At 40.3% G+C, this 25,979-nt stretch carries 21 protein-coding genes; 8 read left to right on the top strand and 13 right to left on the bottom strand.

Going from position 1 to position 25,979, the window contains the following annotated elements; all coding sequences use genetic code 11:
- Positions 1–256 precede the first annotated feature (256 nt).
- The 3 genes from hemN (at position 257) to QSE00_RS12230 (ending at position 3,706) form a co-directional block, all read left to right on the top strand.
- Positions 257–1,618, top strand: a complete 1,362-nt coding sequence (hemN, locus tag QSE00_RS12220; RefSeq protein ID WP_286106188.1) for an oxygen-independent coproporphyrinogen III oxidase — start codon at positions 257–259, stop codon at positions 1,616–1,618.
- A gap of 53 nt (positions 1,619–1,671) precedes the next feature.
- Entirely contained in the window at positions 1,672–2,493 is an 822-nt protein-coding gene (locus QSE00_RS12225; protein WP_110357016.1) for a universal stress protein, read from the top strand.
- 145 nt (positions 2,494–2,638) lie between these two features.
- Positions 2,639–3,706, top strand: a complete 1,068-nt coding sequence (locus QSE00_RS12230; protein ID WP_110357015.1) for an amidohydrolase family protein — start codon at positions 2,639–2,641, stop codon at positions 3,704–3,706.
- 28 nt (positions 3,707–3,734) lie between these two features.
- Here the strand turns inward: QSE00_RS12230 and QSE00_RS12235 are convergent, their stop codons facing one another.
- The 8 genes from QSE00_RS12235 to ccoS form a co-directional block, all read right to left on the bottom strand.
- Positions 3,735–4,604, bottom strand: coding sequence for a PIG-L deacetylase family protein (locus tag QSE00_RS12235; RefSeq protein ID WP_286106189.1), 870 nt, complete (start codon positions 4,602–4,604; stop codon positions 3,735–3,737).
- A 144-nt stretch (positions 4,605–4,748) separates the two neighbouring features.
- On the bottom strand, positions 4,749–5,450 hold the full coding sequence (locus tag QSE00_RS12240) for a sulfite exporter TauE/SafE family protein (RefSeq protein WP_286106190.1): 702 nt from the start codon (positions 5,448–5,450) through the stop codon (positions 4,749–4,751).
- Positions 5,451–5,487: 37 nt separating this feature from the next.
- Positions 5,488–5,946 carry a FixH family protein gene (locus tag QSE00_RS12245; RefSeq protein WP_286106191.1) on the bottom strand — a complete coding sequence of 153 codons (459 nt, stop codon included), beginning with the start codon at positions 5,944–5,946 and terminating at the stop codon, positions 5,488–5,490.
- Positions 5,947–6,025: 79 nt separating this feature from the next.
- A complete protein-coding gene (gene ccoG / locus QSE00_RS12250; RefSeq protein ID WP_110357012.1) occupies positions 6,026–7,444 on the bottom strand; it encodes a cytochrome c oxidase accessory protein CcoG in 1,419 nt (472 codons plus the stop codon).
- A 69-nt stretch (positions 7,445–7,513) separates the two neighbouring features.
- Complete coding sequence (locus QSE00_RS12255; protein ID WP_110357011.1) at positions 7,514–8,392, bottom strand: cbb3-type cytochrome c oxidase N-terminal domain-containing protein; 879 nt, start codon at positions 8,390–8,392, stop codon at positions 7,514–7,516.
- Positions 8,389–8,583, bottom strand: a complete 195-nt coding sequence (locus QSE00_RS12260) for a CcoQ/FixQ family Cbb3-type cytochrome c oxidase assembly chaperone (protein WP_110357010.1) — start codon at positions 8,581–8,583, stop codon at positions 8,389–8,391. Before QSE00_RS12260 ends, QSE00_RS12255 begins: the two co-directional genes overlap by 4 nt.
- Before the next feature lie 3 nt (positions 8,584–8,586).
- Positions 8,587–10,788 (bottom strand): cytochrome-c oxidase, cbb3-type subunit I, encoded by a 2,202-nt coding sequence (gene ccoN, locus QSE00_RS12265; protein ID WP_286106192.1) that lies wholly within the window; start codon positions 10,786–10,788, stop codon positions 8,587–8,589.
- Between the two features lie 2 nt (positions 10,789–10,790).
- Positions 10,791–10,997, bottom strand: a complete 207-nt coding sequence (ccoS, locus tag QSE00_RS12270) for a cbb3-type cytochrome oxidase assembly protein CcoS (protein WP_110357008.1) — start codon at positions 10,995–10,997, stop codon at positions 10,791–10,793.
- A gap of 424 nt (positions 10,998–11,421) precedes the next feature.
- On the opposite strand from ccoS, the gene QSE00_RS12275 reads away from it, so the two are divergent.
- A complete protein-coding gene (locus QSE00_RS12275; protein ID WP_286106193.1) occupies positions 11,422–14,031 on the top strand; it encodes a DUF7133 domain-containing protein in 2,610 nt (869 codons plus the stop codon).
- A gap of 114 nt (positions 14,032–14,145) precedes the next feature.
- On the opposite strand, the gene QSE00_RS12280 is transcribed toward QSE00_RS12275, so the two are convergent.
- Positions 14,146–16,527 (bottom strand): heavy metal translocating P-type ATPase, encoded by a 2,382-nt coding sequence (locus QSE00_RS12280; RefSeq protein ID WP_286106194.1) that lies wholly within the window; start codon positions 16,525–16,527, stop codon positions 14,146–14,148.
- A 173-nt stretch (positions 16,528–16,700) separates the two neighbouring features.
- Here QSE00_RS12280 and QSE00_RS12285 point away from each other — a divergent pair, with 173 nt between their 5' ends.
- Positions 16,701–17,336: a Crp/Fnr family transcriptional regulator gene (locus tag QSE00_RS12285; RefSeq protein ID WP_110357006.1), complete on the top strand. Its 636-nt coding sequence runs from the start codon at positions 16,701–16,703 to the stop codon at positions 17,334–17,336.
- 267 nt (positions 17,337–17,603) lie between these two features.
- A complete protein-coding gene (locus QSE00_RS12290; RefSeq protein WP_110357005.1) occupies positions 17,604–18,506 on the top strand; it encodes a universal stress protein in 903 nt (300 codons plus the stop codon).
- Here the strand turns inward: QSE00_RS12290 and QSE00_RS12295 are convergent.
- Entirely contained in the window at positions 18,499–18,726 is a 228-nt protein-coding gene (locus tag QSE00_RS12295) for a hypothetical protein (RefSeq protein WP_110357004.1), read from the bottom strand. The two genes, QSE00_RS12290 and QSE00_RS12295, sit on opposite strands and share 8 nt — an antisense overlap.
- Positions 18,727–18,954: 228 nt before the next feature.
- Here QSE00_RS12295 and QSE00_RS12300 point away from each other — a divergent pair, with 228 nt between their 5' ends.
- Entirely contained in the window at positions 18,955–19,650 is a 696-nt protein-coding gene (locus QSE00_RS12300; protein WP_110357003.1) for an NUDIX hydrolase, read from the top strand.
- Positions 19,651–20,197: 547 nt separating this feature from the next.
- A complete protein-coding gene (locus QSE00_RS12305; RefSeq protein WP_286106195.1) occupies positions 20,198–21,355 on the top strand; it encodes a homogentisate 1,2-dioxygenase in 1,158 nt (385 codons plus the stop codon).
- Between the two features lie 48 nt (positions 21,356–21,403).
- Here the strand turns inward: QSE00_RS12305 and hutG are convergent, their stop codons facing one another.
- From hutG to QSE00_RS12320, 3 genes are all read right to left on the bottom strand, one after another.
- A complete protein-coding gene (gene hutG / locus QSE00_RS12310) occupies positions 21,404–22,375 on the bottom strand; it encodes a formimidoylglutamase (protein WP_286106196.1) in 972 nt (323 codons plus the stop codon).
- Between the two features lie 141 nt (positions 22,376–22,516).
- Positions 22,517–23,479, bottom strand: a complete 963-nt coding sequence (locus QSE00_RS12315) for a glycosyltransferase family 2 protein (protein WP_286106197.1) — start codon at positions 23,477–23,479, stop codon at positions 22,517–22,519.
- Between the two features lie 50 nt (positions 23,480–23,529).
- Positions 23,530–25,932 carry a tetratricopeptide repeat protein gene (locus tag QSE00_RS12320; RefSeq protein WP_286106198.1) on the bottom strand — a complete coding sequence of 801 codons (2,403 nt, stop codon included), beginning with the start codon at positions 25,930–25,932 and terminating at the stop codon, positions 23,530–23,532.
- Positions 25,933–25,979: the final 47 nt, after the last annotated feature.

Consider the following 25,979-nt stretch of genomic DNA (forward strand, 5'->3'; position numbering starts at 1 on the left):
TTGGTTATTTTTTAAGTTTACAAAAATATAGTTTTTATCATAAAGGGGCTTCTAGAACGGATTATTTAAAAAATTAGTTTCCAATTTGCAGTTTTTAACGATTATTTAAATTACGGCCGACTTCAAATTCTTTAGAAGAATAATTATTTGGGGAATCTTGGTACTTGTTTTAGGGATGAAAGTGAAACCTGATAAGTGTCATATTTTTACAGGCGGTGTAATAGTATTTTTGTAGCTATTGTAAAGAACATAGCTTATGACCAACCTAGTACAAAAATACAATATCCCTGGTCCCAGATACACCAGTTACCCTACTGTTCCGTATTGGGATTTGGACACTTTCTCTGGCCATCAATGGCGGAATACGTTAATTAAAAATTTTAATGAAAGTAACGGAGAGGAAGGCATAAGCCTATATATACATTTGCCTTTTTGTGAGAGTCTCTGTACTTTTTGCGGATGTCATAAAAGAATTACCAAACGGCATGAAGTTGAAAACCCATATATAAGCGATGTCTTGAAGGAGTGGAAGCTTTATTGTGATTTATTCGAAACGAAACCAAGGATAAAAGAGCTTCATCTCGGGGGGGGTACGCCCACTTTTTTCTCCCCGGAAAATTTAACGCGTCTTATCAATGGTATTTTTACCACTGCCAGCCGTGCGGAGAATTACGAGTTTAGTTTTGAAGGACATCCCAATAACACCACCAAAGAACATTTAAAAGCGCTTTATGATGTTGGATTTAGAAGGGTGAGTTATGGGGTTCAGGATTATAACAAAAAGGTACAGCTTGCCATTCATAGGTGGCAACCTTTTGAAAATGTACAAAATGTTACCCAATGGGCCAGGGAAATAGGATATACTTCCGTGGGCCATGATATTATTTTTGGCTTGCCCTTTCAAACAAAGGAAGATGTTGCCGAAACTATTTTAAAGACCAAACAATTAATGCCAGACCGTTTGGCATTCTATAGTTATGCCCATGTTCCTTGGTTAAAGGGAAATGGACAGAGAGGGTATAAGGATTCCGATTTACCATCTGCGGAGGAGAAGCGTGAGCAGTATGAGATGGGCAAGAAATTATTGGCCGAAGTAGGTTATTCGGAAATAGGAATGGATCATTTTTCACTAAAATCGGATTCGCTTTTCAAGGCAATGGAGAATGGTACCTTGCACAGGAACTTTATGGGGTATACAGCCTCCAAGACCAGGGTTATGGTAGGTTTGGGGATTTCCAGTATAAGCGATAGTTGGGATAGTTTTGCGCAAAATGTAAAAAGTCTGGAAGAGTATCACCATCTGGTGGAAAGTAATATAATACCTGTTTATAGAGGACACATTTTAACCGAAGAAGACAGGGTTATTCGTAAGCATATCTTAAATTTAATGTGTAAATTTAATACTAGCTGGGAGAACCAAAAGGAAAGGTTTAACGAATTGGATGAGGCCATGGATAAGCTCAAGGAAATGGCCCATGATGGCTTGGTCGAAATGGTTTCAAATGGTATTTATGTTACCGAAAAAGGAAGGCCTTTTGTACGCAATGTCTGTATGGCATTTGATTTGTTCCTGCATCGCAAAGCACCGGAAACTAGATTGTTTTCGATGACCATTTAGTTGTGCGGGCTATTTTTTAACCCTTTGATAATAAAATCAGTAAAAATAAACCTATGAAAAAAATTATTGTACCCGTCGATTTTTCAGAACAATCTGAAAATGCCCTTAAAACGGCCGCTTCCATTGCTACAAAATATGGATCTGAAATTTTTGTCCTGCATATGCTGGAATTGTCGGAGGCCCTTATTTCTGCCAATGAGCAAGCGCACTATGAGCAAGCCTTATTTTTAATAAGGTTGGCGGAAAAAAGATTTGAAACATTTTTGGAAAAGCCATATCTGCAGGGAATCAAGATTACGCCTATAGTAAAACATCATAAAGTGTACAGCGAAGTGAATGCCGTAGCAGAAAAACATCAGGCAGATCTAATTATAATGGGATCTCAAGGGACTGACGGAATCAAAGAGATTTTTGTAGGTTCCAACGCTGAGAAAATGGTAAGAAATTCCAATATTCCTGTTTTGGTCATCAAGGATTATATAGAGGGCTTTGAGGTAAAGAGATTTGTTTTTGCCTGTGACTTTGAGAAGGAAAACCTGGAGGCCTTTCAACGGGCCAAGAAATTGGCGGATAAGCTTGCTGCTGAATTGATTTTGGTATATGTCAATACACCAGGCGATAATTTCCTGAGCACCAAGGATGCCTTTAAAAAAATCAATAAATTCCTGTATTTGGCCAAAGCCAGTTTGGAAGTAGAGATTTATAATGACTATAGCGTAGAGAGGGGAATATTGGCATTTGGCGAAAGTAGGAACGCCGACTTAATAGGATTGCCCACACATGGTAGAAAAGGATTGACGCACTTTTTGATGGGAAGTATCGGGGAAGATGTGACCAACCATTCAAAAATTCCCGTTATCACCTTTAAAATTTAGGGAATCATGAGGGCAAGGAACACGACCAAGGCGATTATTCCAAGTGTCAAGGATTGGTTGACCTGCCGGTAATAACTAAAGCATAAATTATTATATTTGACACACTTGGGATAACCATCACGGCCCAATTGCCTTAAACCTCGATATGAAAATTTACCACATCATTTTTTTATTCGCTGCTTTTAGTACTACTTTGGTTAAAGCACAAGAAGATATGCTTTTAAAGGATTACGAACCAATATCCATTTATAACACCCCTAAGACCACCATCTCCAAAGCTAAATTTCCCGTGGTGGATTTTCATTCACATCCTTATCCCAAATCGGAACAAGAAATAGGTGAATGGGTAAAGACAATGGACCGGGCAGGAATTGTGAAATCTATTGTTCTTACCTATCGGACGGGGAAGTCTTTTGACAGTATTGTTGATCTTTATTCCAAATATGGGGATCGTTTTGAACTTTGGTGCGGCTTTGATTTTACAGGTTATGAAGAAAAAGGCTGGAGCAAGCGTGCCGTAAAGGAGTTGGAAAGATGTTTTGAGAAAGGAGCAAGAGGGGTTGGTGAATTGGGAGATAAGGGTGTTGGTTTTTTTTACTCCAAGCCTACACCGGCAAAAGGAATGCATGCGGATGATCTAAGGATGAGGCCCCTCTGGGAGAAATGTGGGGAACTGGGCATGCCAGTGAGTATCCATGTTGCGGACCCCATGTGGATGTATGAGCCCATGGATGTCCATAATGATGGGTTGATGAACGCCTACAAATGGCGAATAGATACCAAAAAGGAGGGGATGTTGACCCATGGGGAACTAATTACTGCTTTGGAAAATGCAGTTAGGGAAAATCCAAAAACCACTTTTATAGCCTGTCACTTTGCCAACTGTAGTTATGATTTGGATATCATAGGGAGGCTTTTGGGGACCTATGATAATATGTACGCGGACATTTCTGCCAGATATGCGGAAACGGCGGCCGTTCCCCGTTATACAAAACGTTTTTATGAAAAGTATCAGGATAAATTGGTCTATGGTACCGATATGGGTACCGATCCCAATATGTATCAATTAACATTTCGCATTCTGGAAAGTGAGGATGAGCATTTTTATGACAGGAATATTTCCTCCTATCATTGGTCGTTTAACGGGCTGGGCCTTAGTGATGAGGTGTTGAAGAAAATATACAGCGATAACGCCAAAAAGATACTGGAGTAGTCAAACACCGGTATAATAACATTCCGTCCTATTTTTTAAGCATTGGGAAAAGGGTCCTAATCTCATCATCGGTGGGTTGTTTGCCATACTCGCATATTTCAAAACCCTCTATATGATTGGCACTGGAAGCTTTGGTTCCGTACCATTTTGCAGCACATTTCAATAGGGCTTCCTTGGGAGGCTGAGACCTCCAATTGGCCAACATTTCCAATCTGCCCTGATCGTCCTTTGGCACTTTCTCCAAATTGCCTGAAGTCCATGGAAGCCATTCAAAGAATTGGGATTTATGTGCGGACATGGCATACACTTTTTGATCAAAAACAGAATCGATGATTACTGCAATGTCGGGTTCGAATGGGCTGGGTTTTTGAAAACTATCTTCCGAATAAAGAAAAACCGGGTTTTTTAGGAGCGGGGGTACTTCAGGGGCTACATTGGGAACTATAACCATATAGGCGGCATCCTGCACCAAAACTCCCGTATACCTGTGGTCTGGATGATAATCATTGGGTCTGGGGGCAATGACCACGTCGGCCTTCCATTTTCTAATTTCACGTATCACCTTAAGCCGATTTTCCAAAGTTGGCATCAACTCCCCATCGTGGTTGTCCAGGACAGTATAGGTAACCCCAAATCTTTTGCCCGCTTCCTCGGCCTCCGCAATCCTAACCTTGGCAAGCTCACCGCCTCCCATGGCATAATGTCCGGCATCACCGTTGGTCAAGGATACAAACTTTACATTGTGGCCCATTTTTGCGAGTAAAATGGCGGTGCCACCCGTGTCAATGTCACAATCGTCGGGATGGGCTCCAAAGACTATTATGTTGACCTTTTCCCCTTGGGAAAATAATAAGGTTGCATTTAAAATAAGATAACAGAGAAGTATAACTTTTTTCATTGGTAGTTGTTTAAGGTCTGGTTGCTAGTTGGCCATTGTTCACTTTAATCCCTAATGTACATGAACAGGGATTCCTGTGCACTAGAAAAATACGTTATTTTTACAAGTACTACAAATCGGAAGTGAGGTTGGTGGATGGGGCTTTTATTGGCATTCCAAATTACTGCTAACTACCTCCGTAATGGGTTCTGGAGAAATATAGGGAATTCCGAGTCCCAATCCCCTTATTATGAATAGCAGCCCTACTAGGATTACGAATACAGGGATTAGTCGTTGAACCGATTTTTTAGCTGGGCCTTTTAACAAACTGCCAAAGTAAACGGCAGTGGTCATTAAGGGTATGGTCCCCACACCAAATAAAACCATGAACAATGCGCCAAGCCAGGGGTTGGCAGTGGCAATGCTGCCAAATAGAGCCATATAAACCAATCCACAGGGCAGTAATCCGTTCAAGAAGCCAATGGTGATAAAGGTGTCCGGACTCTTTTTTTGTAGTTCCTTTCCAAGCCGGCTTTTTATTTTGGTCAAAAAGGAATAAATGGGTTGGGAGAAATTGTATTTGCCAAATGTCTTGTGAGGAATGAGGATGATGACGATCATTAGGATTCCAATGATTATGGAAAGCTTTTGCTGTAGGCCAAAGACATATAGCCCTTTGCCCAAAAACCCAAAAATCAGCCCAAGAATGCCATAGGATGTAAGTCTCCCCATGTGGTAGAGAAAAACCTGCATTAATTTTTTGGTGGGTTTATGGTGGTCTACCGGTAACATAAAGGCTATGGGACCGCACATTCCCACGCAGTGAAAGCTTCCCATTAGTCCCAAAATTACGGCAGATAGCAACATAGTTTAAAGGTATTGACCTTTGTGGTGTTAATACTTTTTATTTGCTTTGGCGATAGGTTATTTTTTCCTTGAATAAAAAAGCTTCCCCCTTATATTCCCAAAATACTTTAATGTCCCAGCGACCATCCAACAAACGGTTGTCAGGTATGAGCAAATAGTCTTCGGATAAACTTAAAGGTAAGTCAAAATCCAAGTGCTTGTTAGATGGCCTGTACAGGGACACTGTGCCTTTGATGTTCTCTATATTCAAGTTGTTTGGGAAGATGAGTTTTATACCCTTATCGGTAGATTCCAAACTAAGGTCTACTTCTTTGATATGGGCATTGTTTTCTGCATCAATTTCATTTTGATAGCCCAATTCCGCCTTGTAGTAATTCTCAGTCACCAAATCGTGATTGGCCTTATTGTCCATGCTCATTCGAACTACAAAAAATAATATAAAACTTATAAACCCTATAAAGGCTAGTACAATACCGGTTCCCCAATTAATTTTCATAGCTTCTTCCTTTAGTTTCACTTTCCATTGGAATGGAAAATCTATTCGCTTTTCAGGTATTTAACCTATCCTTTTTATTTTATTTATAGCTTCTTGGAGCTAAAAATCTGGCCGTAGCCGTTTCAATTAATTTATCCCCGCTATAGACACCAATACTTAATTTGTTCTTGTCGCCCTCCAAAGCCGAATTATTTATTTCCACAAAAAGGGTGCCTTCCGCCAATCCTTGAGCCGGTACTGTAAATAGTTCATGCCTAACCAGATTGATGGTCCCTTTGTGGGAGATTAACTTAAAGCTTACGTTAGGTATGTCCTTGGTGGTTTTGTTGACCAATTTATAAGTATAAACGTTGCTAATGATATTGTTTTCCTTGTGCTCGTAAAGTTGTCCTGGTAGTCTTAATATATTTGCCTCCACTTCATTTCGCAAAAACAGCATTCCGATCAAAATTCCAGTAAGTATCACTAGTACCGCAGTGTACCCTTTTAATCTGGGCGTAAATTTGAACTTGGACTTTTTCTCAATATTGTCTTCACTGGCATAGCGGATAAGTCCTTTGGGAAGGTTTACCTTTTCCATTATGGTGTCGCATTCATCAATACAAGCGGTACAATTGACGCATTCCAGTTGGGTCCCATTTCTTATGTCTATACCGGTAGGGCAGACATTTACACATTGGAAACAATCAATGCAGTCGCCATGTCCCAGGGCTTGCCTGTCCTCTCCTTTTCTAAACTTTTTCCTGCCGTTTTCAGCTTCCCCCCGCTTATGGTCATAGGCCACCACAATGGATTTATTGTCCAGAAGTACGCCTTGCATCCTTCCATAGGGGCAGGCTATTATACATACTTGTTCCCTAAACCAGGCAAATACAAAATAGAATACCGCTGTAAAAATTAGAAGCGATACCAAGGTACTTACATGTTGTAAAGGGCCATCGGTGATATATTCTATCAATCGGTCACTTCCTATTAGATAAGCTAGGAAAACATTGGCTATCAAAAAGGAAATAAAGAAAAAGACAATTAGTTTCAGGCCACGTTTCCTAATCTTCTCCGCGTTCCAAGGCTGTTTGCTAAGACGTATTTGGGCACCACGATCACCATCGATCCAAAATTCGATCCTTCTGAATACCATTTCCATAAAGATGGTTTGGGGACACATCCAGCCACAAAAAATTCGTCCAAAAGCAACTGTAAATAGGGCTATGAATATTACCCCGATAATCATTGAAATTACAAAAAGATGAAAATCCTGCGGCCAAAAAGGGAATCCAAAAATATTAAAACGCCTTTCCAGCACATTGAACATTAGGAACTGGTTGCCGTTTACTTTTACAAAGGGAGCTAGAAAGAGAAAGGCCAAAAGTACATAACTCACATATTTGCGATATTCATAAAACTTGCCACTAGGCTTTTTCGGAAATATCCAAGCCCTTTTCCCATCTTCATTTATAGTTCCTATGGAATCCCTAAAATTGTCCTGGTCCTGTGCCATTTCTATGTAATGCTTTTTTTGGAATTATGTGTATGCCTTAATTTGTGCTCCATATTGAATTTTAGGAATTTACTCCCCTGTCCAAATTTCTCCCTCCGCTGCCTTTGGGTTGGCAGGGGCCTTGCCATTTATTTCGCTGAGAATATAGCTGGCTACCTGAGCTATTTCGACTGGCTTTAGGGTCTGCTTCCAAGCTATCATTCCCTTTCCGTCCCTTCCACCTTCTGAAATGGTATGGAAAACGTTTTTTATGCCACCTCCCAAAATCCAGTATTCGTCGGTAAGATTTGGCCCAATACCGCCACCGCCGTCCGGCATATGGCAAGCTACACAATTGGCACTGTATATTGCCCCGCCTGCCTTAATATCGGAGGCTTCGGTCAATAGTTCCACTGTGTTGGCATCAACTAAACCTTTTGCTGTTTTTTTATACGCTTCAATGGCTATTTGGGCTTCGGCTACTTCCTGTTCGTATTCCATGTCCTGGGTGTAGTCATTAAAAACGTGAAAACGCGCTAGATAAACCACGGCAAAAATAATGGTGCCATAGAACATGTACACCCACCAGGGCGGAAGATTGTTGTCCAATTCACGGATTCCGTCGTAATTGTGGTCCAGGATAATCTCCTTTTCTTCTTCAACAGCTTTGTTTCCAGTAATTTTTTTCCAAAAGGCTTTGCCCCATTTCCACTCCCATTGCTCCGATTTAGCTTCCAAATATCGCTTTTGTGCATCGGGGGATAGGGTTTGGAACATTACGTTCTCCACGGATTTTAGAATCAGTTCAATTCCGATCAATAGGAACAACACCATCAACATAAAAAACAGGGTGATAGGATATTCAATAAATGCTGGTTTGTCCCCGGAGTCAATAAAATACTCCATCAATCCGAAGATTAGGAAAAAGATTAGGGGGACTCTTATCCACCAAGGTGACATATTTCTCATAACGATTCTTCTTTAGGTTGGTTTTCTGTTTCTAATGGTATTTCGCTAACTTCCTTGATATGTTCCTTAGAGGCAGAAAATACCCACCAGAAAAGAATGGTGAAAAACAAAAAGAAGATTAGCAGTGATATCATGGGATAGGTGGCAACGCCATCTATACTCTCCATATAACCTTTTACAAATTTTAGCATAACTTATTTGTTTTGTGAAATTATTTCGTCCGTTTCCTTTATTTTTATATCTGTTCCCAGACGTTGCAGATAGGCTATCATAGCTACAATTTCCCTATCCTTCATTTCTATGAATTCCTCTCCATTTTCGGCAGCATATTTTTTGTCCTCTTCATATCCTTTGGCGAAATCCGGATCGGAGTATAGGTTTTTTTCTATTTTGCTTGCTTGCTCATCCATAGCTTGTTCGGCATTGGCAATCTCCTCCTCGGTATATGGAACCCCTAGGGTAACCATGGTCTCCATTTTTGTTTGGATATTACTTCTGTCGTGCCTATTGCGCACCAACCATGAATAAGATGGCATGATAGATCCGGAAGAAGTACTTTGAGGGTCGTACATATGGTTTAAATGCCAGTTGTCCGAATATTTGCCGCCTACCCTTAAAAGATCGGGCCCGGTACGCTTACTTCCCCAAAGGAAAGGATGGTCATATACATATTCCCCTGCCTTGGAGTATTCGCCATAACGCTCTACCTCACTTCGGAATGGCCTTACCATTTGGGAATGACAGCCAACACAGCCTTCCCTGATATATAAATCCCTACCTTCCAATTCCAAAGGTGTATAGGGTTTAACACTGCTAATGGTTGGAATATTCGATTTTACCAGAATAGTGGGGACAATTTGGATTATTCCCCCTATTAGAATGGCAATGGTGGCCAAAATTGTCAATTGAATGGGTTTACGCTCCAACCAAGTGTGGAAAGTTTCTCCAGCGGTTCTTTTCTTGGATACGTTGGTCAATGCGGCCGCTTCTGCCAATTCATCCTCTACCTTTGTACCGTGTTTAATGGTTACAACTACGTTGTATATCATGACAATTGCCCCAATAATATACATGGTGCCACCAATGGCCCTCATCCAGTACATGGGAATAATTTCATTTACAGTCTCCAAAAAGTTACCATAAGCCAAGGTTCCATCAGGGTTAAATTCTTTCCACATTAATGCTTGGGTAAAACCGGCAACATACATGGGAAGTGCATAGAGTATGATTCCTAAGGTCCCTATCCAGAAATGGAAATTGGCCATGGGAAGTGAGTGCAACCTTGTTTTGAACATTTTTGGAACCAACCAGTAGATCATCCCGAAAGTCAGGAATCCGTTCCATGCCAAGGCTCCAACGTGTACGTGTGCAATAATCCAATCGCTAAAATGTGCTATGGCATTTACATTTTTCAGGGAAAGCATAGGGCCTTCAAAAGTGGCCATACCGTAACCGGTTATAGCTACTACCATAAATTTCAAAACCGGGTCTGTCCTTACCTTGTCCCATGCTCCACGCAAAGTTAAAAGTCCATTGATCATACCTCCCCAGGATGGGGCAATCAACATTATGGAGAAGGCTACCCCTAAATTTTGGGCCCATTCCGGTAAAGTAGAATATAATAAATGGTGCGGTCCGGCCCAGATATAGATGAATATCAAGGACCAGAAGTGTACAATGGATAATCGATAGGAGTATATAGGCCTATTGGCCGCTTTCGGCACAAAGTAGTACATTAAACCTAGGAAAGGTGTGGTAAGGAAGAAGGCAACGGCATTGTGCCCATACCACCATTGAACCAAGGCATCCTGCACTCCTGCATAAACCGAATAACTTTTTAAGGCACTAACGGGAAGGGCAAGACTATTGAAGATATGTAGTACTGCTACGGTTACAAATGTTGCCAGATAAAACCAAATGGCCACGTATAAATGGCGTTGTCTTCTTTTTAGCATGGTCCCGATAAGGTTCCAGCCAAAGGCTACCCATACCACTGCAATGGCCAAATCTATAGGCCATTCCAATTCGGCATATTCTTTGGAAGAGGTGTATCCCAAGGGTAAGGTGATTGCAGCCGCCACTATGATGGCCTGCCACCCCCAAAAATTAAAATTACTTAGGGCATCGCTGAACATCCTCGCTTTTAACAACCGTTGGGTAGAATAATAAACACCCGCAAAAATGGCATTTCCCACAAAGGCAAATATAACCGCGTTGGTGTGCAAGGGCCTTAATCGGCCAAAACTCAACCAGGATATTCCATCGGTTAAATTTGGAAAAAGAAACATAAAGGCAAGCAGTAAGCCTACCGACATTCCTACAATTCCCCAAAACATAGTAGCATAAAGGAATTTTTTTACGATTTTATTATCGTAATAAAACTGTTGTACTTCCATAATCACAATTTTTGACTTTCACTTTTTTGGTTAGATATTTTTTTGGTGTCCGCAGTAGTGCTTTTTACGAGTTCATCTTCAAAAAGCATGCGAACGGATGGGGTATAGGAATCATCATATTGACCATTCTTGGTGGCAATAATAAAAGCCGCAAAAAAAATGACGGCAACAATAATACTCAATGACAGCAATAAATAAATTACACTCATACCTACCTGAATTTGGGCGTAAAACTAAACATGGGGAGTGTGGTATAATATGACATTTGTCAGCTTTTAATAAAATATTGAATGTTCTTCTCCCCTGGCGCTTATTTATCTCACTCCCTTTTTTCAAATATGCAATATTTTATTGTGATACCTTAATTGTAATCTATAAAATTTTAAAGGTTGTTATAGTGATTGTATAGGGGTTGGGTATGTGGTCTGGAATGGGGGTAATCATAATTATGGTGTTTTTAATCCAAATAATTCATTTAATTCAAGGAATTATGTGAAAGATTTTTAGTTTTGCCCAGCTCCATTGAAAATTTTGCAACCCATACCCGATATTTTCAATCTAGGGTATTAATTATAAATTTTAACTAAATACAATATGTTTAAAAAGGCAGGCTTTATTTTAATTTTAAGTTTGATGGTTTTAAGTTGTAAACACGGGGAGGCCCCATGTAATCCAAGTACCGAGGTGATTACTTATCCCTCGTCGGATTCTTTGGCACAGGTTTTAAATTGGCCAAAGGATTTAAAAATAACTGGCTTCTCCGGCCCTGAACTAACCCCAAGCCCTGCCTGTATGGCCGTTGCAGCTACAGGGGAGGTCTATGTGGGGGTAGATATGATGGGCTCCCTGGGGAAGGAAATGAACAAAGGGTTTATAAAGCGTTTGGTTGATTGCAATCATGATGGCATTATGGATTCGTACACCGAATTTGCCCAAGTGGATAATCCTCGGGGTATTTTGGCCATAGGGGATGAGGTATTTGTACTGCATACCACTTTTTCCCCCGAAACAGGAAAGGCTTTTAATATGGACTTGGTGGTATTTGAAGATGTGGACAAGGATGGAGTGGCCGATGGTCCCGCCAAGGTTTTAATAAAGAATTTGAGCAATTCCAAATACCTAGCAGAGAGAGGAACCGATCATGCAACCAACGGGATTCAGATGGGTATAGATGGATGGATATATATTGCTGTGGGCGACTTTGGTTTTCACAACGCCACAGATCGTGATGGAACACAATTGACCATGTTGGGCGGAGGTGTTTTGCGAGTAAGGCCGGATGGAACCGAAATGGAAGTGTACACCCATGGACTGAGAAATATTTACGACGTGGCCATTGACCCTTTCATGAATATTTACACCAGAGGGAATACCAATGATGGAGGGGGATGGAATATTAGATTTATACATCAGATACAAACAGGGGAATATGGTTATCCTGTGTTGTTCAAACATTTTACCGAAGAGATCCTTCCTGCCCTGGTGGATGTTGGTGGTGGATCCGGAACAGGATCACTTTATATGAACGACAGCCGTTGGCCAGAAAAATACAACAATGTTCCCATGATGGCCGATTGGGGTAGAAGCTACCTGTACTTTCATAGGCTTACCGAAAATAAGGCCAGTTTTATTCAGGATGAAGAAGAGTTTATCCAACTGCCACAAATAACCGACGTGGATGTAGATGCTGCAGGAGCCATGTATCTTTCGGCTTGGGATGGTGCAGGATATTCAGGAAGTCCGGATAAAGGCTATGTGGTGAGGGTGGTGCCCGAAGATTATAACTATGAACCATTCCCTAATTTAGAGGATTTTTACTGGACCGGTAGTTTGGTAGATTTATTAAAGGCAGGTAATGCCAAGACACGTCTAAGTGCCCAATATGAATTGATCAAAAGAGGAAAAGGGGCCGATAAGGTATGGCAATTGGCAGAAGACAATACATTGTCTTTGGAAGTACGCGCCGCAGCTATATTCACTTTCGCCCAATTGTCGGGGGACAAGGGAGTAGATCGCTTGGTGTCGCTGACAGAAGATCCACAAGTTCAGGAGTTTGCACTAAGGGCCTTATCGGACCGTTTGGGGACCATAGAAAAAGTGCCTACGGAGCCATTTGTAAATGCCCTGAAGTCCGATTCTGACCGGGTAAAGGCAGCTGCCATTGTTGGTTTGGGCAGATTGGGGAAAAAGGAAGTTGCCAATGATTTATTGGAGATTCCAGTGCCAAATTCATTTATTGCTCCAGAAATAGGGAAGGAAGGTCCTCATGCCAGGCCAAATGAGGAAATTGTTGTTCCACATTTAGCGGTCAAGGCATTGGTTAAATTAGATGCTGTGGACGCCTGTGTAAGTGCCTTGGATACCGATCAAAGGGATATGGCCCTTTGGGCAATGCGATATATGCATAACCCCAAGGCTGTTGATGGACTGATAAAGGCCTATGAAAATACGGACGATGTAGATTTTAAGAATAAAATCATTAATACCTTGGCGCGTATTTACCACAAAGAGGCGCCTTATGATACTTCCTGGTGGTGGAGTACCCGTCCGGACACCCATGGCCCTTATTATAAAACGGTAGAATGGGAATACACTCCGGTGATACGTTCGTTTTTAAAGGGAGAATGGGAAAAAGCTCCAGAAGAAGGAAAGGAATTATATGCAGCGCTGAACAGTAAGTATAGGTTGTCGATAGATGATTTTGGTACAGTGGAATTAACAGCTCCCAAGGAAGATATGCCGGCCGTGGATCTGGAAAAGATTAAAAACAAAAAAGGGCAGATTGGGGAAGCTTCCATTGAAGATATTATGATCGCCTTGAAAAAGATTAAGGGAAATCCGGAAAAAGGCAAGGAGATTTTTAAGAATCAGGCTTGTTTTACCTGTCACAGTGTATCTTCTGGAGAAGTAATGAAAGGTCCATTTATGGGGCAAATAGGTTCCATTATGAACCGGGAGCAGATTGCTGAGTCTATTTTGAAACCTAATGCCTCCATTTCCCAAGGATTTTCAACGGTACAGATACAGACCAAGGGAGGCGATAATTATGTGGGCTTTGTAACCCAGGAATCGGCCACTGACCTGACCATAAGAAATATTGCAGGTATAGCTACCCAATTAAAAAAATCCGATATAGCCGAAAGAAAGGAGTTGGAGACCTCAATGATGCCTTCCGGTTTGGTGAATGCCCTTAGTTATGAGGAAATGGCTTCTTTGGTAGCGTATTTGGAGCAACAGAAATAAGGAAAGTTAAAATAACTTAGTTCTTATATCGGAAAAGGGCAACTGTCTTGCATCAGTTGCCCTTTTTGCGTAATTATTAATTATGATCTACCCCAAAAGTTGTGGTCCGGATGGCTATTTCCGCACTAGTTTTCTACCTAGAAGGTTTGTTGCCACGGTGGTGAATACAACGATGCTGATAGAGCTTAATGGCATTAGAATGGCCGCAATTACGGGTTCCAATTGTCCGGTAACCGCAAAGTACAATCCCACTAGGTTGTACATCAGGGAAAGCATGAAACTTAGTTTTATGATCTTAATGGCTTTTCTTGAAGCCAGAATATATTGGTAAAGGGATTTGAAATTTTTGGCATCCAGAATACCATCACAGGCGGGGGAAAAAACATTTACATTTTCGGAAATGGCTATGCCTACATTACTTTGTGCCAAGGCTCCGGCGTCATTTAGTCCGTCACCCACCATCATCACTTTTTTATTTTGATCTTGGAGCGACTTTATAAATTGGAGTTTGCTATCCGGTTTTTGATTAAAATATAAAGGGGTCCCTTTTGGCAATAATTTGGTCAGATTGGATTTTTCGCCAGCGTTGTCGCCCGAAAGAATTGCCAATTCCAAATCTTTGGACATTGTATGGAAAGTTTCCCCCACCCCATCCCGATATTGGTTCTGAAAAACAAAACAGCCCTTGTATTGATCGTTGGTACTAAAGTGTACCGAGGTGTTTTCCGCATTGTCTGTTTCGGTATTGCCGACAAAGGCCGCCGAACCAATTTTAATGCTATCCGTAACTGTTGATCCTTTAATCCCCTGGCCCAGATATTCTTCATATTCTTCCAGTGGCACAATGTTTTGTTCTGCCAACATATCGTAAAGCTTTCTGCTTAATGGGTGATTGGAAGAACGTAGGGTGTTTTTTAAAAGAGACTCTTCCGCACTGGTCAATTCCAATCCCTCATAGTACACATGTCCCTTTTCGGCGGTCGTAATAGTGCCTGTTTTATCAAAAATGGCGGTATCTATCTGTGCCAGTTGTTCTATGGTCTGGGTGTCCCTAAGGTAAAAGCCGTGGCGGCCAAAAATTCGTAACATATTGCCCAAGGTAAAAGGAGCGGCCAAGGCAATGGCACAAGGGCAGGCAATAATGAGTACAGCGGTAAATACATTTATTGTTTTACTAGGATCTATTATTAACCATATGATAGCTGAGACGAAAGCAATGGTCAGTACGGCTATGGTAAATCTTTTGCCTATACTATCTGTCAAGGTTTGAAAGCTCCCCGATTTATCCTGTTGGAAAACAGCGTTGCTCCAAAGTTGAGTTAGGTAACTCTGGGAAACAGATTTTAAGGTCTCAATTTCAATAGCGCTGCTCAACTGTCGTCCGCCGGCATAAACTTTATCGCCGGATTTTTTGTCTACTGGTTCCGATTCGCCAGTTACAAAACTGTAATCTATTCTTGCATTCCCATTGATAAGAATACCATCCACCGGAATTAATTCCCCACTTCTTATTAGGAGTCTATCCCCACTTGTTATGTCGTAAACCTGTATGTTCTCCTCGGTATTGTTAGTTGTTATTCTGGTAACGGCTATAGGAAAGTAGGATTTGTAATCCCGTTCAAAAGATAGATAGGAATACGTTTTTTGTTGAAAGAATTTACCTAAAAGCAAAAAGAAGACCAAGCCCGTAAGGCTGTCGAAAAAACCCGACCCCCAATCGAAAATAATTTCAGCGGTACTCCGAAGGAACAGCACCAAAATGCCCAATGCAATTGGGATATCTATATTTAGGAACCCAGATCTCAATCCCTTGTATGCCGAAATAAAATAATCTTGGGCAGCATAGAAAACTACTGGCAGGGAAAAGGCAAACATTAGCCATCTAAAGACTCCTTTAAATTGATCCAGCCAAAATTCCCCCACCTCAAAATATTCTGGAAAGGAAAGAAACATTACATTTCCAAAAGCAAAACCGGCAATGCCCAATTTATAGGATAAACTACGGTTTATGCCTTTTTTCTTTTTGTCATAGTCATCCAAGGAAATGTAGGGTTCATATCCAATTCTAGATATTAGGAGCACCAATTCCTTAAGGGAAATCCTGTCAGAATTATAAGTGACCCTAACGGTCTTTTTAGGGAAGTCTACCTGCGAACTATTGATACCAGCGTTTAGCTTATTTAGATTTTCCAATATCCAGATACAGGAACTACAGTGTATATGAGGGATGTATAAATTTATGATTTGGATACCATGGTCGTTGAACTCTATAAGTTTTTCTATAATGTCCGTGGATTCCAGAAAGTCGTACTTACCTTCAATTTCCGAGGGAGAGGCACCTGCTGCCGACTGAAGGTCGTAATAGTAGGATAGGTCGTTATTGGCAAAAATCTCATAGACAGTTTTGCAGCCAACACAACAAAAGTTTTTATCATCGTGATTTATGGGAGTTTTCCCGCAATCGTCACCACAGTGATAGCAAGTTACTTTATCCATAGATTATTTGCTTAATACCTGGTTGCAAAGATGGCCCCGATTGCCATCCCAAAACATGACAATTGTCAGTTTTTTCCCAAGATATAACCTTTAAATTTGTCACATCAGGTAATTGTGAATATATGGGCAGATGTGAAAATTGTATTATTCGCCAATTCAATTCCTTGCGCGCAATGAACAAGGAAGAATTGAAGAGGGTTTCAGATACTAAAACTACCAAATTTTTAAAAAAAGGGGAAATTATTTTTGGGGAAGGAGATAAGCTCAATGGTGTATACTGTGTGAGGGATGGGGTTTCCAAGTTGTCCAAATTAAGTCCCAACGGCAAAGATCAAATAGTAAAACTGGCAACCAAAGGTGCGGTTTTGGGTCAGCGTTCCGTGATTACCGAAGAAGTGGCCAACTTAAGTGCAATTGCAGTTAATGATATGGAGGTCTGTTTTATTCCTAAGGATGCTATAGTAGATACATTAAACAGTAATCCCAATTTTGCCGTGGAAGTTTTGAGGCATATTGCACACGACTTAAAGGAGGCAGATGATGTTATAGTTAATATGTCCCAAAAAACTGTAAAGCAGAGGATAGCAGAGGCCTTTATTTATTTGGAGGAAAATTTCGGCAATGATAAGAACGGCTATTTGGCCTTAACATTGTCCAGGGAAGATATAGCCAATGTAGTTGGTACGGCCACAGAATCTGCCATCCGAATTATTTCAGAATTCAAAAAACTGGGGCTGATAAATGCCAATGGAAAGAAAGTTGCCATAGCGGACAGAAAGGCCCTGGGGCAGGTGGCAAAGGGATGTTGACGCCAAGGTTTGTCTTTCCTTTTACCCTATTGTAGTTGGCATTGTTGGGTTCCCAAAATTTCACTTGGACTTATGAGTCTTATTTCTTCATTTTATAGCGTATAAACAGTTACATCTAACCTTGCTACATGGACAACCCACAAGTTTTTTTGTGGTGGTGGATCCATGCAAAAAGCTGATAAATGTCATAGTTCAGGTTTTTCACTTCCTATAATTTTACGCAGTGGTCTTAACCTCTAAGAGGGTTTTTATAAAATATAAAATAGTTTGAAAAAGATATTATTACCTACAGATTTTTCTCCCAATGCCTGGAATGCAACCAAATATGCAATTTCGCTTTATAGGCATGAAGAGTGCGAGTTTTATATTTTAAATACGTATACTCCTACCATTGCCCATAGCCGGTTTATGGCTACAGGTGGCAGTGGCAGGGCGTGTGAGGATGTGGTTAAAAATAATTCCGAAAAAGGTTTGGATCAACTTTTGGCGAAGATCCAGGAAAAGTACCATAATCCAAAACATAGGTTTATTACTATTTCTTCCTTTAGTCTATTGGTAGATGAAATAAAGAATATCATAGAAACCCATAAAATTAGTTTGGTGATTACGGGGACAAAAGGTGCATCCGGTTTGGAGGAAGTATTTATGGGGAGCAATACCGTCAGAATAATAAAATCCATAAAGAACTGTCCGGTACTGGCCATTCCCCAACATTTTAAGTTTAAAACTCCCTCGGAAATAGCCTTTGCAACAGATTTTAATAGGTTTTACACAACTTCCGAACTGAGACCGTTGTTGGAAATGGCAAAATCCTTTAAAGCAGCTATTAGGATAGTACATGTACAATACGAGATTAAATCGCTTACGGAAGTCCAGCAATTCAACCTCAATATGTTAAGGAAGTACATTGGTGAGGTTGAGCATTATGTGCATACGGTTTCAGAATTGAATTCGGTTTCCCAAACCCTGGAGGTATTTGCAAACGAATTGGACATTCACTTGTTGGCCATGCTCAATTATCAGCACAGTTATATGGAAAAAATGACGCGCGAACCCGTAATTAAACGTTTGGCCTTTCACACCCAAATACCTTTATTGGTAATACCCGAATTGGGTATGGGCACTCCACCAAGCAGCAAACAGGATAAGGAAGTAACAACTTCTAATTAATTTCACTCTTCATAGGATGATCCTCATACAGGTCCCTAAAGGTCCTGTTGGTGACGTAGTTGTCCGTAAGAACCCTAAATACCATATATACAAGTAAAATTTGCCCTAGGACACAAATGTAAAAGACCCAATTAAAGGGGAGGTTCATAGTGGCCATTATACCAGTGGTAATTAAAATCAGGGTTGTAACTGCCACCCAAAACATAGCGGTATTTTTCATTTTTTTTATTAAAAGTTATTTAAAATTAAGGAGGTTTCATGTTAAATGACTGCTAATTGTGTTTGGGGCAATGGGTGGTATTTGGATGAAAAATAATATCTTGGATTTGGTCGTGGATATCCAATTCTTAGCTTTTGCGATCTTGCTTAGGGCTTTTAAAATTGGGGCTTTTGAGGATTTGAATTGTTTTTTTGATATTTTAGTGCATTATAGATGAAATAAAGGCTTTTGGAGAATAAACGAACTTATATTGCCCAGCCTAAAATACTCGTGGCAACAGACTGTATTGTTTTTGGTTTTGATGATGGCATATTAAAACTTTTGGTTTTTAGGAGAAGAATAGACCCTTTGAAGGGAGAGTGGTCCTTAATCGGCAGTTTTGTGGATGAAGAAGAGAGTGTCCCAGAGGCTGCTCGCCGTGTGCTTTCGGAGTTTACCGGCTTGGAGAATATTTTTTTAGAGGAACTAAAGGTGTACAGCGATGTAGAGAGGGATTCAGGTGCAAGATGTATTTCCATTGCCCAATATGCACTGATCAGAATTAAGGACTATGATAGGGAACAAGTTAAATTGCATGGCGCAAAATGGTTCGCCCTGGATGATGTTCCCCAATTGGTACTTGATCATAACGTTATGATTGCCGATGCCTTGGAGCGATTAAGACAGAAAACAGCCCATAGGCCCATTGGATTTGAACTACTCCCAGAAAAATTTACCATACCACAGCTTCAATCTTTATATGAGGCCATTCATCAGACCAAATTGGATGATCGTAATTTTAGAAAGAAATTATTATCCTTCAATTTGCTTATTAAATTGGAAGAGAAGGATAAATCCACCTCTAAAAAAGGTGCCTTTTTGTACAGGTTCGATTATGACAAGTACAAAAGGTTGGAAGAATCAGGTTTTAATTTTATACTTTAACCAATCTGAAATATGACAATAAGGGATTGTCCAAATAAGCTTGCCCAAATAATGAAAATCTAAAAACCTTTACTATCTTTGTCCAGTTGTGTTGTGTCTCAATGCAAATTGAGGCAAGGTTGTATTTGTCGATTTTGTCCGGATGTATATTTGGACCGACAAGCACCGATGAAAGGCTTTCCATTTTGGGAGGCTTTTTTTGTTTGTACTGCCTTAATATCATTGTTTTTCTTGGATTTTGTGAATCATACATTTCTTTGCTTGCCCAAAAAAACCTACGCAGGAGGTTCATGAATACCTTATTGCATAAAATGAACAGGACACAAACTTGAGATAGTAAATTATATCTTTTGGTAATTTACACACAACTTTTGGGATTGATTCATCATTTTACGCTAATTCTGTTCCATGTAAATTCCAGAAATGGATATGGATTAAAAAACTATGAAATTCCAACCATTGTATCATTAATAATTGAACTTCAATATTGTAGTTACTCCTTATTTTATTGTATTTTTAAATAGGAATCATTAATAAGGATATAGTTATGCCCTTGTATCACAGATTAGGTAAAATACCCTCCAAAAGACATACTGTTTTTAAGAAACAGGACGATGGCCTCCATTACGAGCAATTGTTCGGGACCATAGGTTTTGACGGAATGTCGTCGCTTATGTACCACTTGCATAGGCCTACTATGGTAAAGGAAGTAGGGAAGTCTTTTGATGTTTCCCCAAAGGCTATGGTATCCCATAATATAAAGTCCAGGTTGCTCAAGGGTTTTGAAGTAGAGCCCATGAACGATTATCTGGAAAGTAGAAGTGTAATGTTGTTCAATTCCGATGTTCATATCTCACTGGCAGCACCCAAAAAGTCCATGATGGAATATTTTTATAAAAATGCGGATGCCGATGAACTGTTGTTTGTCCATGAAGGCACAGGTGTCTTGAAAACCATGTTGGGGGAATTGAGGTTCGAATATGGGGATTACCTTATTATTCCCCGTGGAATGATTTATCAGATTCATTTTGACAGTGAAGATAACAGGCTCTTGGTCGCGGAATCCTATCATCCCATTTATACCCCAAAAAGATATAGGAACTGGTTTGGACAGCATTTGGAACATTCCCCGTTTTGTGAGCGGGATTTCAAATTGCCACAGAATTTACAGACCCATGATGAGTTGGGCGATTTCGTGATCAAGGTAAAAAAGCAAGGGCAATTGCACCATTTGGTGTATGCCTCGCACCCATTTGACGTGGTTGGTTGGGACGGGTACAATTATCCCTATGGCTTTTCCATACATAATTTTGAACCCATAACAGGACGTGTACACCAACCACCTCCGGTGCATCAGACTTTTGAGACCTCTGCTTTTGTCGTCTGTTCCTTTGTGCCGCGTTTGTACGACTATCACCCCCAGTCCATTCCTGCCCCTTATAATCATTCCAACATAGATTCAGACGAGGTGTTGTATTATGTGGATGGCGACTTTATGAGCAGAAAGAATATAGAAAAAGGATATATTTCACTGCATCCTGCGGGCATTCCACACGGGCCACATCCCGGGACCTATGAGGCAAGTATAGGAAAATCCAAAACCGAGGAGTTGGCGGTAATGATAGATACTTTTAGACCATTGCAAATAACCAAGGCGGCTATGACGATTGATGATGGTAAATATTACCGCTCATGGTTGGAATAGGGCTTCCTAAATGATGGGATTAAAAATGGATTTTCTTGGAAAGCGACGTTAGTAACTTTGGTGGATCACAAAATGAATCAGGGAAGCAGCCAATTTGGCTGTTTGTTGGTCAATATCATACGTAGGATTCATTTCGGCAATATCGAGGCTGATCATTTTTTTTGATGCCATTATAATTTTCAGGCATTCCAGAACAATTTCCGGGGAGAAACCCATAGGGGAAGCGGCACTAACTCCAGGGGCGTAGGCCGAGGAAAAGCCGTCCAAATCTATTGTAGTGTAGATATAATCCACCTCCTTGGTAAACTGCTCTATCCTATCTTTAATTTTATCATAATGTAGGAGGTTGAAGTTTGATTTTTCAATATAGCAAACACCTAGGTTTCTTGCAGTGTTATAAAGGGCACTGTTGTTGGCATCCTCGCGTATTCCTAGGCAGAGGTATTGGAATTTGGATAGGTCCTGTTTGCATTCCTCTGCAATTTGAAAAAAGGGCGTTCCAGAATTATTACTGTTTTGGTTGCTTCTTAAATCAAAATGCGCATCAAAATTAATGATGCCAATGGATCTTTTGTTGTCTTTCGTATCCAGATACTTCTTTATTCCGTTATAATGGCCATACGCCATGTCATGCCCTCCTCCCAAGAGTATGGGGAAGGAGTTTTGCTGAAGAAGTTGGGCAACGGTACGCGATAAAACGGTTTGTGTTTTTCTTAAATCCCCATCCTTACAATCTATTGTTCCGGCATCTATAAATAAGGTGTTTTCCGATAGGTGGTTAGGGAGTTTGGCTAGTTGCTTACGGATGGCGTCGGGGCCCAATACGGCACCAATTCTACCTTCATTTCTTTTTACACCCTCATCGCAGGCACATCCCAATATGGCCCAAGAACCTACATTTACGCGTGGGACTTGCTCGGAATTAAGATCTATGCAAAGCACCTTTTCATGAAGATAAAGCTGTTGGCCAGACTTGCGTCCTGTCCAAAGAAAAGGGTCCGTTTTGGAATAGGTGTGCATTTTAATTGAATTTTATAGGTTGTTGACCCTGTTGACCAATTTATTGATACCCAGTGGGCAATATGCCTCTATCAATATTAGTGTTTTTCCTCGGACAAGACCAACCGTTCCAAAATATTTTAGTGATTTTTTTTAATGTCTTTACGGTGCTTTCGGAGCATTTATTATGTCGTATTGTATGGCCTGAAGGATAAGCTGAAAGCCCAATATGATGGATAGGGTAACGATCATAATGGTACCTGTTGGAGCAAAGGTATTTATGGAAGCATAATATATCCATTCCGTAGCACCAAAAAGGAGACCGAACATAAAAAGTGGAAAACCGAATAAGAGATACATTGAACCAATACTGAAATCGTACAAAAAGTATTCCTTTACAATACGCTTTACAAAAGTGTTGGTTAGTCTAGCTCCAAAGACAAAGGGCATTTTCCATATTTTCATGTGCGATTTTTCATCCCCATATATGGCTGGCATGGCAATATCCTTAACAGTTGCTTTTTCGAAGTATAGCTGGGATAAAAGGGAGGTTTCAAAATAATAGCGGTTGGCAAGTTTGTTGAAGTCCAACTTTTTTAAAACATCGGTTTTAAGTGCCAAAAATCCATTGGTGGGATCAAAATTGTGCCAATACCCTGTGGCCGATTTTATAAGGAAGGATAAGCCTAGATTACCTATTCTTCGTACAAGGGGCATAGCCCTTAGGGCCTTTAAATCCCTGAATCTATTTCCTTTGGCAACATCGCAGTTGTTTGCAATTAATGGGTCCAGTAAATCGGGAAGGTAGCTCAGGTCCATCTGGTCATCGGCATCGATCTTGATAATGATTTCAGCCCCTATTTTAATAGCTTCCTCAAACCCTCTTTTGGTAGCGCCGCCTACCCCTAAATTTGTCGGATTCTCTAAAAAATATATTGTAGCCTTGGGAGGGGAAAGATTTTCTATATCCGATTTGGGAAGGGGGGTGGAACTATGGTCGTCTACAATAATAATATCTTGGATATAATTCGGTAATTTGGAAATGACGAGCAATATTTCATTGGAGGCATTGTAAAATGGGATTACAACAGCAATTTTATGTGAGCTATATTTCTGTGTTTCCATGGTAGCCGAGTTAATGGGTGATCATTGTTTTTATTGGGTTGACTTTTGTTCTAATGCTTCTCTTCCTGTTGCAGGGCGTAATTTAAATTGCCTTTGGCCAATTTGGAACTAGCGTCTAATTTTAACGCCTCATTACATGCGGCTATTGCCTTTTGGTATTCCTTTAGCTGGTTGTAGGCAGAACAAATATTGTTATAAGCTATGGCATTGGGTTCTATTGCGATCGACTTCCTTGCGGCCGCGATGCAGGTTCGATATTTTTCCTTATTGTAAAATTCAAGACTAAGGTTTATGTAATAGGACGATATTTCCTTATCGGATAAATTTGAAATGACACGTGCCATTTCCACCTTTTTGTCTTTAGCATTTTTCAAATTGTTTTTCGCCAATTGAAAGGAAGGGTTTAATTCCAGTGCTTTTTGGTATGCTTCAATGGCCTTGTCATAATTTAAAAGATAATAGTGCCCAATCCCTATATTGTTATAGGCGTCAGCGTATTCGGGATTTAATTTTACGGCCTTTCCTGCTACCCGGATACAATCGTCGAAATTACCTTCGTTGAAGTACTGTAAACTCAAATTCAAGTATTTCTCTGGGCTGGGTGCAGTGTTGACCTCTTCTTCCAAAACTGTAAGTATGGATTTTTTGTTCATCGCAATATCCAAATATTTTTTTGTAGTATCATCGTTTGGCCAATTCGCCAAAACCTCTTGACTGTAGCTTTTCATATTTTCCCAATCCTTAAGTTTGTGATAGGATTTAAAGATATAGTCGTTGGTATCAAGGTAATTGGGAACAATAAGATTTATTTCTTTAAATTGGTCAATAGCCTCCTTAAATTTATCATTTTGAAACAAATACCTACCATAAAAGTACTTGGTTCTATGGTTGGCATCACTAAGGGATAAGGATTTTTGGAAGTACTTTTCGGCACTTTCCTTATCGCCAATAGCATTTTTTAATATACCCATATTAGTGTAGATACTGGAATAATTTGGGACATATTCCAAGGCCTTTTTGAACGATATTTCGGCGTTGGTATAATCTCCCTTGGCCATTAGTGCGAGGCCATAATTCATATGGCCTCGTCCATTTTTTGGACTTTTTACGGTGACATCCTGCCAAAGACTGAGTTCGTCTTTCCATACTTTGTTTCGCTGGTGCACCCCATAGGCGTTGGCGAAGAGGAAAAGGATAATAAACAGCGTTAATATGGATTGCCCTTTTTTTGAGCTCACAATTTTAGGATAATAGGTTTCAAGGACATATTTGGAGCCAAAAACAAAGGCTATTGTAAGTCCCATATATGGGATAAAGCTTCGGTGGTCGTTAAGCACCTCGGCAAAGGGAAGTACGGAGGAAGAGGGCAGGAGCGAGATGAAGAACCAAAGAAGGCCAAAGGAAAATAATTTTGTTTCCTTTTTACTGGATGTTTTCAGCGCAAAGAAAATTAATATGCCTATTCCTATAATGCCCAATATTGCCCTGTAATCCGTAATGGATTCAAATGCCACCCAATCCGTATCTGCAGAGAGGTTGTAAGGTATAAAATAGGTTAAAATATAGTGGCACATTACCAAGGGCTGGGTAATTAAATAATTGTAACGATTAGGACCACCGGGAGCAAAAGTTTCCGGGAGCATGCTGAAATAGAAAATTAAAAAGGCCAGTGTTAGGACAAAGGACGGAAGCACCTTTGTAAAGGAGCGGATACATTTTTTAAGTTCCCTTGTCCTGTAGAAGTGTAAAAGATCTACCTCCTCTTCAAAAATTAAAAGATATAGGAAAAGCAGCGGTGAAAAAACCAGTGCCATTTCCTTGGAAAAGAAACCTATAAAGGGAAAAATGAGGTAAAGGTGCCATTTTCGCCATTTCCCACCACTTAAGAAAGCTACAAATCCCAATAGCACATAGAAGCCAGCTACAATTTCCGATCGTTGTATAATGTAGTTGACAGTTTCCGCATTGGCACACAACAAGCCAAAAGTGGCAGCTATCAGAAGTCCCCAAAACTGGTTGTATCTGGAGAATTCCAACTTATCCAGAAGTTTTTTAACAAAAAGGCAAAGGACGCCACAGGTCAAAACAAAAAAAACGAAAATGTGGATATGAAATACAAAAGGGTCCAGGCCACCTCCAAGTTTGTAATCAATGGCATTTTCAAGTGTGGTATAGGGTCGGTAAGACCTGTTGCTGGGGAGGGTGCTAAAGGTTGTTGCGTCCGTAAAAAATGCCAATGGATCTACTTCTTTAATGGCCTTGTTCTCCTCTATGGTATGGTTGTCGTCAAAATGAAAACCATTTTGGAAATGATTGGAATAGGCAGCAAAGAGGGTTAATACAAAAAGAAGGCCTAGTAGTATAAATATCGGATCTCTAAAGGAATTGTGCTCCTCGGTAAACCCGGTAAACTTGGTTGTCCATTTTTTAATTTTTAGCAATACTTCAATCATCGGACTTGTTGATTTTATATGTTGCTTGGAAGAAACTTCATTTTTTA

This window comes from Arenibacter flavimaris, from assembly GCF_030291335.1.
GTDB lineage: Bacteria > Bacteroidota > Bacteroidia > Flavobacteriales > Flavobacteriaceae > Arenibacter.

Bases quoted from the DNA above. Each gene is read 5' to 3' on its own strand.
- hemN (WP_286106188.1), top strand. From the start codon at position 257: ATGACCAACCTAGTACAAAAATACAATATCCCTGGTCCCAGATACACC.
- QSE00_RS12225 (WP_110357016.1), top strand. From the start codon at position 1,672: ATGAAAAAAATTATTGTACCCGTCGATTTTTCAGAACAATCTGAAAAT.
- QSE00_RS12230 (WP_110357015.1), top strand. From the start codon at position 2,639: ATGAAAATTTACCACATCATTTTTTTATTCGCTGCTTTTAGTACTACT.
- QSE00_RS12235 (WP_286106189.1), bottom strand. From the start codon at position 4,604: ATGAAAAAAGTTATACTTCTCTGTTATCTTATTTTAAATGCAACCTTA.
- QSE00_RS12240 (WP_286106190.1), bottom strand. From the start codon at position 5,450: ATGTTGCTATCTGCCGTAATTTTGGGACTAATGGGAAGCTTTCACTGC.
- QSE00_RS12245 (WP_286106191.1), bottom strand. From the start codon at position 5,946: ATGAAAATTAATTGGGGAACCGGTATTGTACTAGCCTTTATAGGGTTT.
- ccoG (WP_110357012.1), bottom strand. From the start codon at position 7,444: ATGGCACAGGACCAGGACAATTTTAGGGATTCCATAGGAACTATAAAT.
- QSE00_RS12255 (WP_110357011.1), bottom strand. From the start codon at position 8,392: ATGAGAAATATGTCACCTTGGTGGATAAGAGTCCCCCTAATCTTTTTC.
- QSE00_RS12260 (WP_110357010.1), bottom strand. From the start codon at position 8,583: ATGCTAAAATTTGTAAAAGGTTATATGGAGAGTATAGATGGCGTTGCC.
- ccoN (WP_286106192.1), bottom strand. From the start codon at position 10,788: ATGGAAGTACAACAGTTTTATTACGATAATAAAATCGTAAAAAAATTC.
- ccoS (WP_110357008.1), bottom strand. From the start codon at position 10,997: ATGAGTGTAATTTATTTATTGCTGTCATTGAGTATTATTGTTGCCGTC.
- QSE00_RS12275 (WP_286106193.1), top strand. From the start codon at position 11,422: ATGGTTTTAAGTTGTAAACACGGGGAGGCCCCATGTAATCCAAGTACC.
- QSE00_RS12280 (WP_286106194.1), bottom strand. From the start codon at position 16,527: ATGGATAAAGTAACTTGCTATCACTGTGGTGACGATTGCGGGAAAACT.
- QSE00_RS12285 (WP_110357006.1), top strand. From the start codon at position 16,701: ATGAACAAGGAAGAATTGAAGAGGGTTTCAGATACTAAAACTACCAAA.
- QSE00_RS12295 (WP_110357004.1), bottom strand. From the start codon at position 18,726: ATGAAAAATACCGCTATGTTTTGGGTGGCAGTTACAACCCTGATTTTA.
- QSE00_RS12305 (WP_286106195.1), top strand. From the start codon at position 20,198: ATGCCCTTGTATCACAGATTAGGTAAAATACCCTCCAAAAGACATACT.
- hutG (WP_286106196.1), bottom strand. From the start codon at position 22,375: ATGCACACCTATTCCAAAACGGACCCTTTTCTTTGGACAGGACGCAAG.
- QSE00_RS12315 (WP_286106197.1), bottom strand. From the start codon at position 23,479: ATGGAAACACAGAAATATAGCTCACATAAAATTGCTGTTGTAATCCCA.
- QSE00_RS12320 (WP_286106198.1), bottom strand. From the start codon at position 25,932: ATGATTGAAGTATTGCTAAAAATTAAAAAATGGACAACCAAGTTTACC.